The organism is Bradyrhizobium sp. USDA 3262 (assembly GCF_054060035.1).
The window spans coordinates 3,494,169-3,509,351 of record NZ_JBSSCT010000001.1 but is presented as its reverse complement, the minus strand read 5'-3'; the positions used below and the strand labels follow the sequence as shown (position 1 = coordinate 3,509,351).

13 protein-coding genes are annotated in these 15,183 nt (G+C 64.3%); 2 read left to right on the top strand and 11 right to left on the bottom strand.

The window, feature by feature from the left end:
• Positions 1-80: 80 nt before the first annotated feature.
• Positions 81-1,514, top strand: a complete 1,434-nt coding sequence (locus tag ACVWYP_RS16150) for a helix-turn-helix domain-containing protein (protein WP_304498992.1) — start codon at positions 81-83, stop codon at positions 1,512-1,514.
• Positions 1,515-1,523: 9 nt separating this feature from the next.
• Here ACVWYP_RS16150 and serA read toward each other — a convergent pair whose 3' ends face one another.
• From serA to ACVWYP_RS16135, 3 genes are all read right to left on the bottom strand, one after another.
• On the bottom strand, positions 1,524-2,777 hold the full coding sequence (serA, locus tag ACVWYP_RS16145; RefSeq protein WP_304498991.1) for a phosphoglycerate dehydrogenase: 1,254 nt from the start codon (positions 2,775-2,777) through the stop codon (positions 1,524-1,526).
• A 341-nt stretch (positions 2,778-3,118) separates the two neighbouring features.
• Positions 3,119-3,487, bottom strand: coding sequence for a BA14K family protein (locus ACVWYP_RS16140; RefSeq protein WP_304498990.1), 369 nt, complete (start codon positions 3,485-3,487; stop codon positions 3,119-3,121).
• 155 nt (positions 3,488-3,642) lie between these two features.
• Positions 3,643-3,939, bottom strand: coding sequence for a hypothetical protein (locus ACVWYP_RS16135; protein ID WP_244435956.1), 297 nt, complete (start codon positions 3,937-3,939; stop codon positions 3,643-3,645).
• Between the two features lie 539 nt (positions 3,940-4,478).
• On the opposite strand from ACVWYP_RS16135, the gene ACVWYP_RS16130 reads away from it, so the two are divergent.
• Positions 4,479-5,477, top strand: coding sequence for a helix-turn-helix transcriptional regulator (locus ACVWYP_RS16130; RefSeq protein ID WP_304498989.1), 999 nt, complete (start codon positions 4,479-4,481; stop codon positions 5,475-5,477).
• Between the two features lie 31 nt (positions 5,478-5,508).
• Here ACVWYP_RS16130 and ACVWYP_RS16125 read toward each other — a convergent pair whose 3' ends face one another.
• From ACVWYP_RS16125 to deoC, 8 genes are all read right to left on the bottom strand, one after another.
• Positions 5,509-6,600, bottom strand: coding sequence for an ABC transporter ATP-binding protein (locus ACVWYP_RS16125; RefSeq protein WP_304498988.1), 1,092 nt, complete (start codon positions 6,598-6,600; stop codon positions 5,509-5,511).
• A gap of 83 nt (positions 6,601-6,683) precedes the next feature.
• Positions 6,684-8,123, bottom strand: a complete 1,440-nt coding sequence (locus tag ACVWYP_RS16120) for an extracellular solute-binding protein (protein ID WP_233475792.1) — start codon at positions 8,121-8,123, stop codon at positions 6,684-6,686.
• Between the two features lie 49 nt (positions 8,124-8,172).
• Positions 8,173-9,210 carry a carbohydrate ABC transporter permease gene (locus tag ACVWYP_RS16115; RefSeq protein ID WP_304498987.1) on the bottom strand — a complete coding sequence of 346 codons (1,038 nt, stop codon included), beginning with the start codon at positions 9,208-9,210 and terminating at the stop codon, positions 8,173-8,175.
• On the bottom strand, positions 9,207-10,082 hold the full coding sequence (locus tag ACVWYP_RS16110) for a carbohydrate ABC transporter permease (RefSeq protein ID WP_304498986.1): 876 nt from the start codon (positions 10,080-10,082) through the stop codon (positions 9,207-9,209). The genes ACVWYP_RS16115 and ACVWYP_RS16110 overlap by 4 nt, the downstream gene beginning before the upstream one ends.
• A gap of 7 nt (positions 10,083-10,089) precedes the next feature.
• On the bottom strand, positions 10,090-11,013 hold the full coding sequence (locus ACVWYP_RS16105) for a ribokinase (RefSeq protein ID WP_304498985.1): 924 nt from the start codon (positions 11,011-11,013) through the stop codon (positions 10,090-10,092).
• Positions 11,014-11,017: 4 nt separating this feature from the next.
• Positions 11,018-11,473 carry an RbsD/FucU family protein gene (locus ACVWYP_RS16100; RefSeq protein WP_304498984.1) on the bottom strand — a complete coding sequence of 152 codons (456 nt, stop codon included), beginning with the start codon at positions 11,471-11,473 and terminating at the stop codon, positions 11,018-11,020.
• A gap of 80 nt (positions 11,474-11,553) precedes the next feature.
• A complete protein-coding gene (locus ACVWYP_RS16095; RefSeq protein ID WP_304498983.1) occupies positions 11,554-13,941 on the bottom strand; it encodes an aldehyde dehydrogenase family protein in 2,388 nt (795 codons plus the stop codon).
• Positions 13,942-13,951: 10 nt separating this feature from the next.
• Entirely contained in the window at positions 13,952-14,956 is a 1,005-nt protein-coding gene (deoC, locus tag ACVWYP_RS16090) for a deoxyribose-phosphate aldolase (protein ID WP_304500232.1), read from the bottom strand.
• Positions 14,957-15,183 lie beyond the last annotated feature (227 nt).

Here is a 15,183-nt window from a genome sequence, read left to right as displayed (position 1 = left end):
GACCTGGCGCGGAAAACTTGTCATAACTTACAAGAAACCGATGTATTGTTGTAATAATCTTACAAATCTTGGATATGGCGATGGTAACCTCAAGCGCCCGTTCCGTTTTCATGGGTCCGCGACTGCGCCGGCTGCGGCGCGACCTCGGGCTGACCCAGGCCGACATGGCCGCCGATCTCGAAATCTCGGCCCCCTATGTGGCGCTGCTGGAACGCAATCAGCGCCCGGTGACGGCCGACATGCTGCTGCGGCTCGCCCGCACCTACAAGATCGATCTGGCCGACCTCGCCGGTGACGGCGGCGCCGATCATACCGCCCGCATGCAGTCCGTCCTCAAGGAGCCGATGTTTGCCGACATCGACATCCCCGCGCTCGAGGTCAGCGACCTCGCGGTCAGTTATCCCGGAATGACCGAGGCGTTCCTGCGCCTCTACACCGCCTACCGCGAAGAGCAGCTGGCGCTTGCAGAGCGACGAGCTCCGGACCTGGCGATCGCTTCACCGGGTCAGGAGAACTTTGACGCCAACGATCCTGTCGCGGAAGTCCGGCGCTTTCTCGCCGCGCGCCGCAACAATTTTGCCAGCCTCGACGATGCCGCCGAGCGGCTCGTCCACGAACCTGCCGGGCCGGCCGGGTTTATCGAGCGGCTTCGGGAGCGGCATAAACTCCAGGTCCGCTATCTGCCGCCGAACGTCATGCTGGGTTCGATCAGGCGACTGGACCTGCATCGCAGACAATTGCTGCTCGAGGACTCGCTCGATACCGCAGGCCTGAATTTTCAACTGGCCAAGCAACTTGCCTATCTGGAACTGGAAAACGAGATCGGCGCCGCCGTCGAAGCCGGCAAGTTTACGACCAAAAGCGCCGAGCTGCTGGCCCGCCGTGCGCTTGCGGCCTATGCCGCCGCCGCACTCATCATGCCGTATTCCGTGTTCGCGAAGGCGGTCGAGGCGCGCCGCTACGATCTGGAGGCGCTGGCGCGGCAATTCGGCACCAGCTTCGAGCAGATCGCGCACCGCGTCACGACCTTGCAACGGCCGGGTCTGGAGAAGGTCCCGTTCTTCCTGATCCGGGTCGATCCGGCCGGCAACATTTCCAAGCTGCTCGACGGCGCCGGCTTCCCGTTTGCAAAGCACGGCGGCGCATGTCCGCTTTGGTCAGTGCACGATATCTTCAAGACGCCGCGCCAGATCGTCACGCAATGGCTGGAATTGCCCGACGGGCAGCGGTTCTTTTCGATCGCCCGTACCGTGACCGCCGGCGGCGGCGCGTTCGGCGCCATCCGCGTGGAGCGGGCGATTGCGATCGGCTGCGCCGCCGAACATGCGGGCCAGTTGATCTACACGCGCGACGGACAGGGACCGAATGCCGACGACCCGACGCCGATCGGCGTCGCATGCCGGGTCTGTCATCGGCCAAGATGCGCGGCGCGATCGGCGCCCCCGATCGGACGCGAGATTCTTCCGGACGATTTCAGGACCTCGAGCGTGCCGTTCGGCTTCTCGGCCGACTGACGAAGTCGATCACCCCTGCGGCCGGTTCTGGTCGTACAGCACCCGCACGCGGATCGTGCCGTCAATGGCTTTCAAATCGGCCAGCAACCCCTCGCCCTCGCCGCCGACCACGTCGGTCTCGAGCACGACATAACCGACTTCCGGATCGGTCTGCAGATATTGCGCCAAGATGTTGATCCCGTGCCGGGAGACCGCGTCGTTGACCTGGCGCATGACGCCGGGAACGTTGCGATGAACATGGATGAAACGGGTGCCGGTCGGGCGCGCCGGCAATTGCACCTGCGGAAAATTGACCGCGCCGAAGGTCGACCCGACATCGGAATAATCGATCAGCTTGCGTGCAACCTCGCCGCCGATCCGATCTTGCGCCTCTTCCGTCGAACCGCCGACATGCGGCGTGAGGATGACGTTGGGCAGACCTTGCAGCGGCGAGACAAAGCGCGCCTCGTTCGACACCGGCTCGACCGGAAACACGTCGACCGCGGCACCCGCCAGCCGGCCCTCACGCAGTGCGCTCGCCAGCGCATCGAGATCGACCACGGTGCCGCGCGAGTTGTTGATCAGATAGGCCTCAGGCTTCATCAGCTGGAGCTGGGCCGCGCCGATCATGTTGGCGGTGGCCGGCGTCTCCGGCACATGTAGCGATACGACGTCGCTGGCTGCGAGCAACGCGTCGAGCGATTCGGCGGGCTCGGTATTGCCATGGCGGAGCTTGTCGGTCTGATCAAAATAGATCACGCGCATGCCCATGGCTTCGGCGAGGTTCGACAGCTGCGAGCCGATGTTGCCGTAGCCGACGATGCCGAGCGTCTTGCCGCGCACCTCGCGGCTGCCTTCGGCGGACTTGTCCCAGCCGCCGGCATGCGCGGAGACCGAACGCGGAAAGATCCGGCGGAACAGCATCACGATCTCGGCGATGGTCAGCTCCGCCACACTGCGGGTGTTGGAGTATGGCGCGTTGAAGACGGGGATTCCGAGCTTCCGCGCGGCGTCGAGATCGACCTGATTGGTGCCGACCGAGAAGCAGCCGACCACGAGCAATCGGTCGGCGGCCTCGAGGATTTCCGCGGTCAACTGGGTCCGCGAGCGAATTCCCAGCATATGGATACCCGACAGCGCCTGCCGGAGTTCTTTCGGACCCAGCGCCTTGGGCAGACGTTGCAGCTCGGTGTAGCCGTTCGCCTCGAACATCCGGGCCGCGGATTCGTTCACGCCTTCCAGCAGCAGCACGCGTATTTTGGTCTTGGGAAGCGACAGCATCATCGAGATCCGGATTCGTAAGGTTCGGGCAGATCCTGCCGCGAGCGCAGTTTCGACGGATCGCGTGATAGCATAGAAAACGATCGGGTCAGAAGCCGCCGTGGGCCGCCCGCTCTGCGATTCCCGACAAATCCGCTCGATCCGCGCATCCGGGCGCAGCGCGGGAACCCGTTCAGTCAAAGGTCCTGGCCAATTCGCAAGCCACGTTGCGGCTCCTGGGGCGCTCGAACGCCCGCTCCGGCTCACTGGCCGGAGCTCCATTCGTGCTCAGCTCGGCGCCGAGGATTATTGCCTGGAGCGGCGGTTTCACTCCGCCGTTCCGGTGCCGCAAGCCTGCTGCAGGCTCACTGGCAGGGATACCGCCGGCCGTCCTTTGCCTGGAACGTATTCGACGCCGCATCGTACGAGCGATAGCGCTGGGCGCAGGACGCCGCGTGCTGCTGGGCGGCGGCAGCTTCCTGCTGCGCGGCCGCGTTGGCTGCACCGGCCGCGATGACGCCGCCGATCAGACCACCGACCAGTCCGCCGACGGCAGCGCCGCCGCCATTGTCATAGCACTGCCCGTAACGGCACCAGACCTTCTCGGTCAACGACGGCACTGCCGCCGCAACGCCGGCACGGTGCTGCAACGGAGCCGAAATGGCGGAGGCCGAAAACACCATGGCACCGGTGGCGGCCATCAAAACAACTTTCGCAAAGCGAGCCCTACGCATCAGATCTCCTGCTTCATTGCTGTGGGCGCAGGCCGGCACCTGCGTCCCGATTCCCTCGACATGGATGGGCTCGCCTGGTCCCGGACCGGACGACACCCGGACACGCGCGGCCGGTTACAATTCGCGCGTCAGCCTGCTTCACAGATGGATGGAGCTCATTGGCCGGCTGCGTTCACGACGCGGCAGAGGTTATCGCCGACACCTGGAGCCAACTGTCCCGGCGGCAAGCTGAAGGTCGCATCGACGCGGCTACCCTTGCCGTCCTTGCGGACCACGACCTGCAACGTTTGTGGCCGGCCGGATCCGGTGGTCTCCTGTTGGGTGGTCAGCGTGCCGAGTTTCTTGTCGACGTTCACACCGACAAAACCCTCCGCCAGAACGGCGCGGGACACCTTGTCGAGGGCGGCACCGGGATTGACCGACGGGAAGATCATCCAGGTCTTGTGCGTCATGCCCGTTACCATGGGAACGCCGGTGCTCTGGACGTGATCTGCGCAACCATCGGCCAGCGCAGGCATGGACGAAAGAACTGTAAGCGCGAGTACGCAAGTAATCCTTGTAAACATGCTTTCATAACCCGTTTGAGTTGGTCGTGACGATTTAGGCCAAATGGGCTACGAGTCCATGGACGACGTCGCATTCCGGATGGAGGCGTTCGGATTGTGGCTAGGACAGTCGATCGCGAATGCTGTGCATCCGCTGGTGCTCTCGGACGTCGGCGCGACGGATTGAATCGGAACGTTCGCTCGATGCAGGCGAGCGGTTAGATCAAATGCTAGCTTTCGCGGCTCGATTGCGCGATCTGGATATTCTGTTCGCTATTCGGATACTGAAGAAATTGTGAGAAAGGGCACACGACCCGAAATCACCAAAGCTGTGCTAGTGTGGTGATGCGGTCTATGCGTGCGGGCGGTCGCCCCTCAACAGCGGAAAACCGGTCTGATGGATCGGGCAATCCGCGAAACAGCAATCATCCGATGGTTGGGATTTGATGGTCGAAGACGTACTCGCTGCACCTCCCGCGCGATCGGGATCTTCGTTTGAAGAACTCCTTGAAATGCTCCACCCCCACGGCATCAATGCGCATTCCTCGCCGCGACCTGACGAATCGTTTCGTTGGCATGCGGACATAGCCATCGGCGCGGAAATTGACGTCGTGCGGGCCGATCTGTCGGCCGGTTGGGATTGGCGCTATTCTTACGAGAATTCCGCCGGAGAGCTCGCAATAAGCCTGCTGAATGCCGGCCAGGCCGAAATGCTCATTGCAGGAAAGAGCATCCAGCGGACCCCCTCCGAGATCGCCATCGTGCCCCTTCCGACAATGCAGGCGCAGCGGGTCGAAGCGGTCGATGGACGATACTCAAGCGTCACGCTCACCTTGCATACGGGCGTAGTTACCAAGGTGCTGTCTGCGACGTTCGGGAGCACGGCGCTGGAAGATCTCAATCTGACGTCGATCGTCGACTTGTCGACCGGCATTGGACAGACGCTTCTTCAGCTTGTCCGCACCAGCACCACCGGTTTGTATGACGGGATCCTGGTACGCTCTCCGAAAGCCAGCGCGCTGCTATCGGAAGCAGCGATACAGCTCATCCTTGAGAACGTTCCTCATCGGTTGACGGACCGGTTGAGCCGCCACCCGCTGGATGCGCCGCCGCGCTACATTCGGCGTGCGGTCGAGTATATGCGGGCCAATCCGCATCTGCCGCTGACGATATCGGATATTGCCGCAACGGTTGGGGTCAGCAGCCGGTTGCTGCAATTGGGCTTCCGCAAAATCCACGGCACGACGCCGGTCGCCTATTTGCGGCAAATTCGGCTTGAGGCCATCCACGATGAGCTGTCGCGACCGGAGAACATGCTTCCGGTCAGCGAAGTTGCCCTGAAGTGGGGCTTTACGCATATGGGCCGTTTCGCTGCGGTTTACCGCTCGGCCTTCGGCCTGTATCCGTCCGATACGGTCCGGCGCGCGCGAGGTTTCTTAAGCTAGGCAGGCGGTTGTCGAGCCAGGCTGCGGCAGCTCAGCAAATAGCCGTCCCAGACGCCTTGTCGAACAAGTGCGTTCGCTCAAGATCGAGCGCGACGTCGATGACATGATCCGGTTCCGCGGCGACGCCGACCGGCATTTGCGCCGTGAACGCGAATGGGCCGACGGTCCCGATCACCAGAGTGTGCGGCCCGAGCGGCTCGACGTCTTTCACAAGGATCCGGACGGAAGAGCCCGCCGGCGCGTCTTGCCGCAACACATGGTCGGGCCTGACGCCGAGCACCACGGGCTTACCGACGCTGCCGGCATAGGCCGCCTCGCGTGACTTCGGCACTCTCAACACCGTGCCCGACGGCTCGGTGAAAATGAGCGCGCCGTCGCGGGCAATGATCTTGCCATCGATGAAATTCATGCTGGGCGCGCCCATGAAACCGGCGACGAAGAGATTGCTGGGCTTTTCGTAGATCGTGATCGGATCGGCCGCCTGTTCGATGCGGCCGCGGTTCATCACCACGACACGGTCGGCCATGGTCATGGCTTCGACCTGGTCGTGCGTGACATAGACGATCGTCTTGGCGAGACGCCGGTGCAGCGCCTTGATCTCGGTCCGCATCTCGATGCGGAGCTTGGCGTCGAGATTGGACAATGGCTCGTCGAACAGAAACACATCCGGGCTACGCACGATGGCACGGCCGATCGCCACGCGCTGGCGCTGCCCGCCAGAGAGCTGCTTGGGCCGGCGCTGCAGATATTGTTCAAGGTCCAGCACGCGCGCCACGTCATTGACGGCCTTCTCGATGCTGGCGCGCGATTCGCCCCGCACCTTCATGCCGTAGCCGATGTTCTCTCCGACCGTCATATGCGGATAGAGCGCGTAGTTCTGGAACACCATCGCGCAATTGCGCAAGCCGGGACGCAATTGCGTCACGTCACGATTGCCGATGCGGATGGTTCCGCTCGTCACCGCCTCCAGTCCCGCGATCATGCGCAACGTCGTCGTCTTGCCGCAGCCGGACGGGCCGACAAGCACGACAAACTCCTCGTCGGCCACGTTGAGGTCGAGCCCTTCAATGATCTTGTAGGGCCCGTATGCCTTGCTGACGTTCTCGATCTCGACGTGCGCCATGGAATCCTTTTCCGCCCCTTCGTCGACGGCGAGTCAAGTCCCGGACGATGTTCGCGCATCATCCGGGACCTCTCACTGGAAAGCTAGTTCTTCGGTGGAAGGCCCATCGCCGCGCGATAGGCCGCGAGCTGCTTGGCGCGGCCGAACTCGTCGGTCAGCCGATTCCACTCCTTGGCCATCGCGTCGAGCGCCGCCTGCGGCGTGGTCTGGCCGGCCAGCGCCTTGCCGAGCTCGATCTCCACCACCTCGGTATAAGAGAAGTAGCCGGGCAGGCGCATGTCGAGCGCGACGTTCTTGGCATTGATGGAGTCTGATTGCGCGCCGAGATATTCCTTGGCCTCTTCCGGCGAGAAGATCTTGCTCCACAGTTGCAGATTGGCCGTGTGCGATTTGCGATAGGGATTGACACCGCTGCCGCCGGTGATCGCCGCCTGGCCCGACACTTCAGGACTTGTCAGTGTCTTGACGAAATCCCACGCCGCCTTCTGGTTCTTGCCGGCCTTCGGCACCGCGATCTGCCAGCCACCGAATGCCATGAACGGGCCCGGAAGCACGCTCGGGAACTTGTCCCACTTCTTGGTCTTGGCGTTCCAGATCTCGTCCGAACCGGGCAGCATCGCCGAACCGACCTTGCCCGAGATCTTCGACTGCTTCGGGTCGGCGGCGATGACACCGGTGTCGCCCCAGCCGATCGATTCCGCAACCTGGCCGCCGGCCACGGCCGCGTTCACCTCGCCGAACGAGAAGTTCAGCGCGTTGGGCGGCCCGAGCTTCGACGCCCTGATGTATTCCTCGAGCCCCTTCACCCATCCCGGGTTGTTGATCTGCGCGTCCATCGTCTCGGGGTCGAAGAACATCGCGCCCGGATAGTTCGGATTGTTGGTGTAGGCCGCCGCATGGCTGAAGAAGAACCAGAACTGCTGACCGCCGCGGCGGAAGGCTTCCGCCGTTCCCCACAGCCCCTTGTCTGGCCGCTGGAAAAACTCCGCAATGTCGAGATACTGCTTCCAGGTCTTCGGCGGCGCGAGGTCGTAGCCGTATTTGGCCTTGAACGCGTCCTTCTCCTTGGGATCGCTGAACAGGTCGGTGCGGTAGGTATAGGTGTGGACGTCACCATCCATCGACTGCGAGTAGATCTTGCCTTCCCACACCATCAGCCGTTCGCGATAGGCAGGTTCGATATCGTCCCAGTCCTTGCCGGACTGCATCTCCTTCGGCATCTCGCTGAGATAGGGCACGAAATCAGGCAGCCAGGCCGGCGCGAAGCTGACGAGGTCGAAGGTCGCGTCCGACGCCGTCAGCGATGTCGCGATCTTCGGATAGAGCTCGGACCACGGGAATTCGACGACATTGACCTTGCCGCAGGTCTTCTTGGCCCATTCGTCCGCGCCGAGCTTGAGCGCGGAGGCGATATACGGCCCGGTCTGCGACGCCACCGTCAGGGTGACGCCGGTATAGTCCGGACTGCAGGCAGCATTCGCCTGGCTCGCGGCACAGGCCATCGCGAGCGAGGTGGTCAGCATCAGGAACGTCCGTCGCAACATCGTCTAGTCCTCCCTACAAGGTTTTTTGCTATTTGATGGCCCCGAGCAGCAGGCCCGACCGCATCATCCGGCTGAGCAGGCCCGCCATGATCATCATGGGAATGATGGCGACGAGCGCCGCAGCCGATATCGCCCACCATTCGTCGCCGCGCTGGCTGTTCTGTCCCGCCACCAGGATCGGCAGCGTCTGCCATCTGGAATTGGTCAGGAACAGCGCGAACAGAAACTCGTTCCAGACGAAGGCCAGCGTGATCATGAACGTCGCCAGCAGCCCGTTCATCGACATCGGCACCACGATGCCGAGGAAGATGCGCCAGCTCGGCACATTGTCGACCATCGCCGCCTCCTCGACCTCGATCGGCACAGCCTCGAAGAAGTCGCGCATCAGCCAGACGACGATCGGCAGCGAGAAGGCGACGTAGCACAGCGTCAGGCCGACAAAACTGTCGATCAACTGGAAGCCGAGCCGGCCGATCTCGCTGTAGAGCAGATACAACGCGAAGGCAGTGACGATAGGCGGGAACATGCGCTGGCTGACGAACCAGAACAGGATGTCCTCATTGCCGAGGATCGGTCCCGGCAGCGGCAGGCGATTGGCGGCGACGGCCACGATCAGCGCGATCGGAAAGGCCAGCAACAGGGCCTGCGGGCGGGTGAACCCGAACGTCGTGTTGAACAGCAGGTAGCCGCCGAGCGCGAGCAGGAAGAACGCGAGGCCCGCGCCGAGGCGGACCTTGAATTCGAAGCGCACCAGCGCATAGGCCGCCATCGCGCCGATCGCCGTGGCGATGGCCGCCGCGGACAGGCCAACGATGGTCGAGTTCAGGAAGGTCCGGAAGAACTCGCCGCGGATGCCCTGATAGAGATCGATGAAGGGCTGCAAGGTCGGCGTGAAGTCGATGAACGGCAGATAGGTCGGTCCGCCGACGACGCCGGGCGGCGTCTTGAAGGCGGTCACCACCACCCAATAGAGCGGAAACACCGTGATCAGGCACCAGACGAGAACGCCGGCTGCGACGAGGCGGCGGCTCCATGGCGACAGTCCCGTCAAGCCCTGCCCGCTCATCGGCGCTTCTCCAGATGCGGCCGCAGCAGCGCCAGGTAAGTCACGCCAATGATCGTGATCGCGATCAGGAACAGGAAGCTGAGCGCCGATGTGTAGCCAAGATTGAACTTCTTGAAGCCTTCCTGATAGGCGAACAGCGTCAGCGTCTCGGTGTCCACGCCCGGCCCGCCGCCCGTCATCACGAACACCGTGTCCATGATCTTGTAGCTCTCGATCAAACGGATGAAGACGACGGCGGCCGAGATCGGCAGCATCATCGGAAAGGTGATGCCCCAGAACTGCTGCCAGGCGCTGGCATTCTCGAGCTCGGCGGCCTCGTAGACATCTTCGGGAAGCGTTTGCAGCCCGGCCAGCATCATCAGGATGATGAACGGGGTCCACTGCCAGACCTCGACCGCGATGATGCAGGCGAGCGCCGAATGTCCATTGGTCAGGAACGGCAGGTTCACCAGGCCGAACTTCGACAGGAATTGGTTGAGCGGTCCCATCGTCGGATTGAAGATCATGCGCGCCACCAGCGCGACCGCGACCGGCGCCAGCAGCATCGGCAGCAGCAGGGCGACACGGAACAGCCGCTCACCCGGCACCCGCGCGTTCAGGGCCAGGGCGACGCCGAACCCGATCGCGTATTGCAGCCCGACCGCGATCAGCGCAATCAGCGTCGTGGTGAAGAGCGCATTCCAGAACCGCGGCTCCTGCAACAACGTCGCATAATTGCCGAGCCAGACCACGCGCGGCGGGATCGGCGGAATCAGGCGGTAGCTGAGGAAGCTCGTGGTCAGCGAATAGATCAGCGGAAAGATCGAGATCGCCAGCACGACGAGCACCGCCGGCCAGATGAAGACATGCTTGATCGGATCATTCCGCATCATCGCAGCATCATTCCCTCAGCAGCGCCTCGATCTCCGCGCGCCGCGGCATCGCGGGCGCGGTGCCCGGCCGGGTCACCGAGATTCCCGCCGTGGCCGAACCGAAGCGCGCAGCCTCGAGCGGATCGACGCCGTCCGCGAGCGCCGCCGCGAAGCCGCCGACGAATGCATCGCCCGCGCCGGTGGTTTCGACGACTTTGCCGGCCGCGAAGGGCGGCACGTGCAGCGAGCGATCCCGCGCATGGAATAACGCGCCGCGCTCGCCGAGGGTGATCAGCGCCGTCCCGGCGCCTTTGGCCAACAGGGCGTCGCCGGCGCGGCGAGCACCGGCAAGGTCGCCCACCGCGATGCCTGTGAGCGCTTCGGCCTCGGTCTCGTTGGGAACGACATAATCGCACAGCGCAAACAGGCCATCGTCGAATTGGATTGCCGGCGCCGGATTGAACACCGTGATGCTGCCGGCGGCGCGCGCGATCTCAAGCCCGCGCCGCGCCGCATCGACGGGCTGCTCGAGCTGCGTCACGAACACGCTGGAGTCGCGGATCGCATCCGCCACCGCGTCGACATCGGTCGGACCGATACCACCCGCTGCACCCGGCACCACGATGATGGCGTTGTCGCCGCGCGTCTCGTGGACATAGATGAACGCCGCTCCGGTCGGCGCCTCCGCCGTCCTGGCCACGCGCGGCCGGATTCCCTCGGCCTCCCAGGTCTTGATCGCAAGCTCGCCGAAGGCGTCGCTGCCGATCCGCGATATGAAGCTCACGCCGGCGCCGGCCCGCGCGGCCGCGACAGCCTGGTTGGATCCCTTGCCGCCGGGCCCCATCGCGAATCCCGATCCGGCGATGGTCTCGCCGATCGCCGGCATGTTGCCGGCGCGGAACGCGAGGTCGACGACGAAGACGCCGAGCACGGCGACGCCACTCTTGCTCATCTCGTCACTCCCCGTCCGGCGCGATGACGCCCTTGCTGAACAGGAAGCAGCCGTAGAAGCGCCGCTCGCCCGTCGCGATCACGCAATAGGCCGTCTTGGCCGTCTCGTAGAAAGCGTGGCGCTCGACGCCGACCAGCGGCCAGGACCGTCCCTCCGCGCGATCGATCGCGGCCTGCACCTCGCGCTGCACGGGGGGCACTTCCTTGGCCTGGCCGACGATCTCCATGCGGATCGCGGCATCGTCGACAAACGTATCGAGCGGCATCACCGAGAGAACGGCTTCGACCGCCTGGGCGGCACTCACATTGTCGATGCGCAGCAGCCTGCCGAGCACGCTCTGCCGCGCGATCGAGTCGGCCGGAAAATTGGTGTCGCACACCACCAGACGATCGCCATGCCCCATCGCCCGCAGGGCATAGAGCACGTCGGCATTGAGCAGTGGATCGATGCCCTTGAGCATGTTGCGTCCCTCCCTCGTCTTCAAATTCGCCGGACTCTGACGGTCCGAACCCCCATCGATATCACCGCAAGGTGACGTCGCTAGTCACCGTACGGAATCCAGATGTTCTTCACCTGCACCGTGTGGCGGAGCAGGATCGGGCCCTCGCTCGCGGCCTTGTCGTACCAATCGAGCGCGAGGCCATGATCGACCAGCGTGCGCTTGAGATTGCCGATCGAGTGCCGCTCGGCCGTCACCGAGGCGTCCTGCGATCCGAACGCCCAGAGCGCGTCGACATCGTCGTGTTCGGCAAGCACCTTGACCAGTTCGCTGTGATCGCCGGTGACGATGTTGACCACGCCGCCCGGCACGTCCGAGGTTTCCAGCACCTGATAGAAGTCGGTCGCGGCGAGCGGATGCCGCTCGCTGGGCACGGCGACGACCCGGTTGCCCATCGCAATCAGCGGCGCCACCAGACTGATGAAGGCGAGCAGCGGCGCCTCGTCCGGACAGGCGACACCGACCACGCCGATCGGCTCATGCATCGCGAGCGCCACGCCGCGCAGCGGCGGCGCGTGGATGGATCCTTCGAATTTGTCGGCCCAGGCGCCATAGCTGAACAGCCGCTCGATGCTCGCATCGACTTCCGTGCGCGCCTTCGCAGCCGACACGCCGGTCATGTCGGCGATGCGACGGGCGAACTCGTCGCCGCGCGCGGAAAGATTCTCGGCAAGGTAATAGAGGATCTGGGCACGATTATGCGCCGTCGCCCGCGCCCAGGATTCGGCGGAGCGCGCCGCGGCCACCGCATTGCGGATATCCTTGCGATTTCCCTCGCCTGCCTCGCCCAGGCGCCGGCCCTTCGGCGACAGCACCGGACGCGAATAATTGCCGTCCGGGCGCACCTGCTTGCCGCCGACGAACAGTTTTGCCGTTCGATCGATCGGCGGCACATCGAATCCGGCACTGGCGCCGGAAGCCGTCGGCAGCGGCGATGCCTTGGCCCGCGCCTTGCGCCCGCTCCAGGCCTTCGGCTTGAGATACTCATACATGCCTTCACGGCCGCCCTCGCGGCCGAAGCCGGACTCGCGATAGCCGCCGAAGCCGACGCTGGCGTCGAACAGATTGGTGGCGTTGACCCAGACCACGCCGGCCAAGAGCTTCGGCGCGATATCGAGCGCCAGACCGATCGTCTCGCTCCACACGCTGGCGGCAAGGCCGTAGCGCGTGTTGTTGGCGAGCATCACGGCCTCGTCGGGGGTGCGAAACGTCATCGCCACCAGGACAGGGCCGAAGATCTCTTCGGTCGCAACCGTCGAGGACGGATGCACGTTCCAGAGCAAGGTCGGCGGATAGAAACATCCTTCCGCCGGGATCGCACCGGACGCCTGATATTTCTCGGCGCCTTCCTTCACCCCGGTCTCGACCAGCGACTTGATCCGTTCGAGTTGCACCGGTGCGACCACCGCGCCCATGTCGATCGCCTTGTCGAGCGGCATGCCGACGCGAAGCGTCTCCATGCGGCGGATCAGGCGCCTGCGGAAAGTCTCCGCGATCCCCTCCTGCAGCAGCAGTCGCGAGCCGGCGCAGCAGACCTGCCCCTGGTTGAACCAGATGGCATCGACTACGCCTTCCACCGCGCCATCGATGTCGGCATCGTCGAACACGATGAACGGCGACTTGCCGCCGAGCTCGAGTGTCAGCGATTTGCCGGTGCCTGCGGTCGACTGGCGGATCAGCCGCCCGACCTCGGTCGAGCCGGTGAACGCGATCTTGTCGACGCCGGGACTTTCGACCAGCAATGCACCGGTCGCGCCATCGCCGGTCACAACGTTCAACACGCCCGGCGGCAGGCCGGCCTCGGCCGAAAGCTCGGCGAACAGCAGCGCCGTGAGCGAGGTGAACTCCGCCGGCTTCAACACCACCGTATTGCCCGCGGCCAGCGCCGGCGCGATCTTCCACGCCAGCATCAGCAGCGGAAAATTCCACGGAATGATCTGCCCGATCACGCCAACCGGCACCTGATCGGCGAATTCGCGCTCCTGCAACTGCGCCCAGCCGGCGTGATGGAGGAAATGGCGCGCAGCGAGCGGCACGTCGAGATCGCGGGTTTCCCGGATCGGCTTGCCGTTGTCGATCGCCTCCAGCACGGCGAACAGCCGGGCGTGCCGCTGCAGCATGCGTGCCAATGCATAGAGATGACGCGCGCGGCCGTGGCCGCCGAGCTTGGCCCAGGCTGTCTGCGCGGTGCGCGCGGCGCCAACCGCCGCCTCGACATCGGCGGCGGCGCCCTGCGCGATGCGCGCCAGCGTCTTGCCCGTGGCCGGCTCGGTCGTCGTGAGGTGTTTGCCGGCATGCGGCGCGGTGAGCTTGCCGGCGATGAAATGCCCGAAGGTGGCGCCATGCCGCGCCAGCCAGGCGCGTGCCTCGCCGTCCGCCTCCGGCGCGGGGCCGTACTCCATGGTCTCGAAATAGTTTGCGACGCTCATCGCTGGAGTCTCATCCCACGGGGTGGCGATTGAAGGCCGAATAGTGGCCGGTCACGTGATGCTCGAGCTGCCGCTCAATATCGGCGAGCAGGCTGGAGGCGCCGATGCGGAACAGGTCCGGCTCGAGCCAGTCGCGTCCCAGTTCCTCCTTCATCAGGAACTGGTAGTTGAGCACGTCCTTTGCCGTCGAGATTCCGCCGGCCGGCTTGAAGCCGATCTGGTAGCCGGTGCGCTCCTGATAGACGCGGATCATCCGCAGCATCGCGAGCGTCACCGGCAGCGTCGCGTTGACGCCTTCCTTGCCGGTGGAGGTCTTGATGAAGTCGGCGCCGGCCATCATGCAGACCATCGACGCCTTGGCGACGTTGCGCAGCGTCTTGAGATCGCCGGTGGCCAGGATCGTCTTCAGATGGGCGTCGCCGCAAGCGGCGCGGAAATCCCGAACCTCGGCGTAAAGCGCCCGCCAATCGCCGGTCAGCACATGCTCGCGCGTGATGACGATGTCGATCTCCTCCGCGCCGTCGCGGACCGACGCCTCGATCTCCTTCAGCTTCAGATCGTGCGGCACGAGACCTGCGGGAAATCCGGTCGAGACCGCAGCGACCGGGATGCCCGATCCGTCGAGCGCTTCGACGGCCGTCGCCACGAACCGATGGTAGACACAGACCGCGCCGGTATGCAGCTCGCGGCCGGCAAAGCCGAGCCGCTCGAGAACGTCGCCGCGCACCGGCGCTTTGGCCTTGGCGCAGAGGCGCTTCACCCGTTCGGTCGTATCGTCGCCATTGAGCGTCGTCAGGTCGATGCAGGTGATCGCCTTGAGAAGCCACGCCGCCTGCGCGTCCTTCTTGACCGTGCGCCGGCCCGGCAGGCTCGCAACGCGGCGTTCGGCGGCCGACAGATTGATCCTGATCCCGTCGATCCAATCCATCTCGAGCGCGCGGCCGCTGTTGCGCGGGAGCTGATGCCCGCTGCCCGGGGAAGGCGGCTGCGCGGCCAATGGGGACGGATTCTGCATGAAGACGCTCTGCGTCATGAAGGCGCCGTGCGGTCCTAGCGAATCGACGAGATCGCCAGATAGACTGAATGTGTCGATCGCAACATGTGATCCTCCCCTGACCTTGCCGCGGGGTTCGCCGACGGCCTGCGGACGACATCGTCCCCGACCCTCGATCAGCCCGCCGGACTGGATGTTATTATTATAACAAATCGACGTTGATAAACTCACAACATTGTAAGATCATT

Excerpts from the sequence above, each read along its gene's own strand:
- ACVWYP_RS16125 (WP_304498988.1), bottom strand. The coding sequence starts at position 6,600 with ATGGCGCACGTCGAGATCGAGAACGTCAGCAAGGCATACGGGCCCTAC.
- ACVWYP_RS16095 (WP_304498983.1), bottom strand. The coding sequence starts at position 13,941 with ATGAGCGTCGCAAACTATTTCGAGACCATGGAGTACGGCCCCGCGCCG.
- ACVWYP_RS16135 (WP_244435956.1), bottom strand. The coding sequence starts at position 3,939 with ATGACGCACAAGACCTGGATGATCTTCCCGTCGGTCAATCCCGGTGCC.
- deoC (WP_304500232.1), bottom strand. The coding sequence starts at position 14,956 with ATGCAGAATCCGTCCCCATTGGCCGCGCAGCCGCCTTCCCCGGGCAGC.
- ACVWYP_RS16115 (WP_304498987.1), bottom strand. The coding sequence starts at position 9,210 with ATGAGCGGGCAGGGCTTGACGGGACTGTCGCCATGGAGCCGCCGCCTC.
- ACVWYP_RS16120 (WP_233475792.1), bottom strand. The coding sequence starts at position 8,123 with ATGCTGACCACCTCGCTCGCGATGGCCTGTGCCGCGAGCCAGGCGAAT.
- ACVWYP_RS16110 (WP_304498986.1), bottom strand. The coding sequence starts at position 10,082 with ATGATGCGGAATGATCCGATCAAGCATGTCTTCATCTGGCCGGCGGTG.
- ACVWYP_RS16130 (WP_304498989.1), top strand. The coding sequence starts at position 4,479 with ATGGTCGAAGACGTACTCGCTGCACCTCCCGCGCGATCGGGATCTTCG.
- ACVWYP_RS16150 (WP_304498992.1), top strand. The coding sequence starts at position 81 with ATGGTAACCTCAAGCGCCCGTTCCGTTTTCATGGGTCCGCGACTGCGC.
- ACVWYP_RS16105 (WP_304498985.1), bottom strand. The coding sequence starts at position 11,013 with ATGAGCAAGAGTGGCGTCGCCGTGCTCGGCGTCTTCGTCGTCGACCTC.
- ACVWYP_RS16100 (WP_304498984.1), bottom strand. The coding sequence starts at position 11,473 with ATGCTCAAGGGCATCGATCCACTGCTCAATGCCGACGTGCTCTATGCC.
- ACVWYP_RS16140 (WP_304498990.1), bottom strand. The coding sequence starts at position 3,487 with ATGCGTAGGGCTCGCTTTGCGAAAGTTGTTTTGATGGCCGCCACCGGT.
- serA (WP_304498991.1), bottom strand. The coding sequence starts at position 2,777 with ATGATGCTGTCGCTTCCCAAGACCAAAATACGCGTGCTGCTGCTGGAA.